Source organism: Variovorax glucosi, assembly GCF_051216695.1.
Lineage (GTDB): Bacteria > Pseudomonadota > Gammaproteobacteria > Burkholderiales > Burkholderiaceae_C > Variovorax.
Genome location: NZ_JBPJZE010000208.1, coordinates 1 through 1,215, shown reverse-complemented (window position 1 = coordinate 1,215; position 1,215 = coordinate 1). Strand labels below are relative to the sequence as shown.

The 1,215-nt window shown below is 62.3% G+C and carries 2 protein-coding genes; both read left to right on the top strand.

Features of this window, described 5'->3' with window-relative positions; translation table 11 throughout:
• Positions 1–507: methyltransferase (locus ACSFA3_RS24330; protein WP_435507947.1), on the top strand; the 507-nt coding region annotated here is incomplete at its 5' end.
• A gap of 58 nt (positions 508–565) precedes the next feature.
• The coding region (locus ACSFA3_RS24325; RefSeq protein WP_435507946.1) for a DegT/DnrJ/EryC1/StrS family aminotransferase at positions 566–1,215 on the top strand (650 nt) is incomplete at its 3' end.

The window sequence follows — 1,215 nt, the reverse complement described above, 5'->3', positions numbered from 1 at the left end:
AACGGCGCGCTGCTGTCATCGATCCTGGCGAGCGCGCCGCGCAGCACAGGCACGATCTTCGACCTGCCCGGCGTGATCGCCGAGGCACGCCAGCGCCTGGTCGATTCACCGCTCGGCGCGCGCATGGCCCTCGTCGAGGGTGACTTGTTCGCTGGCCACTACCCAACGGGCGCCGACCTGTACATCCTCTCGAACATCATCCACGACTGGAACGACGATCAAGCGCAGATCATCCTGCGACATTGCGCTCAGGCGATGGGCCCCGACGGCGAACTGATCCTTGTCGAGGAAACCATGCCGATGTCGGTACTCGACTCGCCCTCCACAGTGGCCAACGACTATTCGATGCTGTTGCTGACGGGAGGGCTGGAGCGCAGCGAGGACGAATACCGGGCGTTGCTCGCGCGCAGCGGGTTGGCGCTTTTTCAAGTCACCCCCTTCGCGGTACGCAGCAACGACCGGCGGCGCAAAGGCCATTGGGCACTCCTGCATTGCCGTGCGAACTAACAACTCCTCCTCACTGAATGCTGCGGCCCCCTTGGCGGGCGCGGACGAACCTATTCTCGTGACGCAGCCAGTGCTGCCGCCGCTCGAAGACCTGCTGCCTTCGCTGCGCGAGATGTGGGACAGCAAAGTGCTGACCAACGGCGGCCCTTTCCATCAGCGCTTCGAGACCGCGCTGGCCGAGTATCTCGGTGTCGAGCACATCTCGGTGTTCACCAACTGCACGATAGGCCTGGTCACGGCGCTGCAGGCTCTCGACATCCGGGGCGAGGTCATCACCAGTCCGTATTCGTTCGTCGCTACGGCACATGCCCTGCTGTGGAATCGCATTACCCCGAAATTCGTCGACATCGACCCGGTCACACTGAATATCGATCCGGCGCGCATCGAAGCCGCAATCACGCCGTCGACCTCCGCCATCATGGCCATTCACTGCTACGGCCACCCGTGCGACGTCGAAGCAATCGAAGACATCGCACGCCGGCATGGCCTCAGGGTCATCTACGACGCTGCCCATGCATTCGGCGTGCGGCTGCCAGCGGACAAGCACAACCTGCTCAAGTATGGCGACCTGTCGGTGTTGAGCTTTCATGCGACCAAGGTCTTCAACACCTTCGAGGGCGGCGCCATCGTCTCGCCCAACGCGCAGACCAAGATCTATATCGATCAGTTGAAGAATTTCGGATTCGTCGACGACGTCACCGTGGTCAC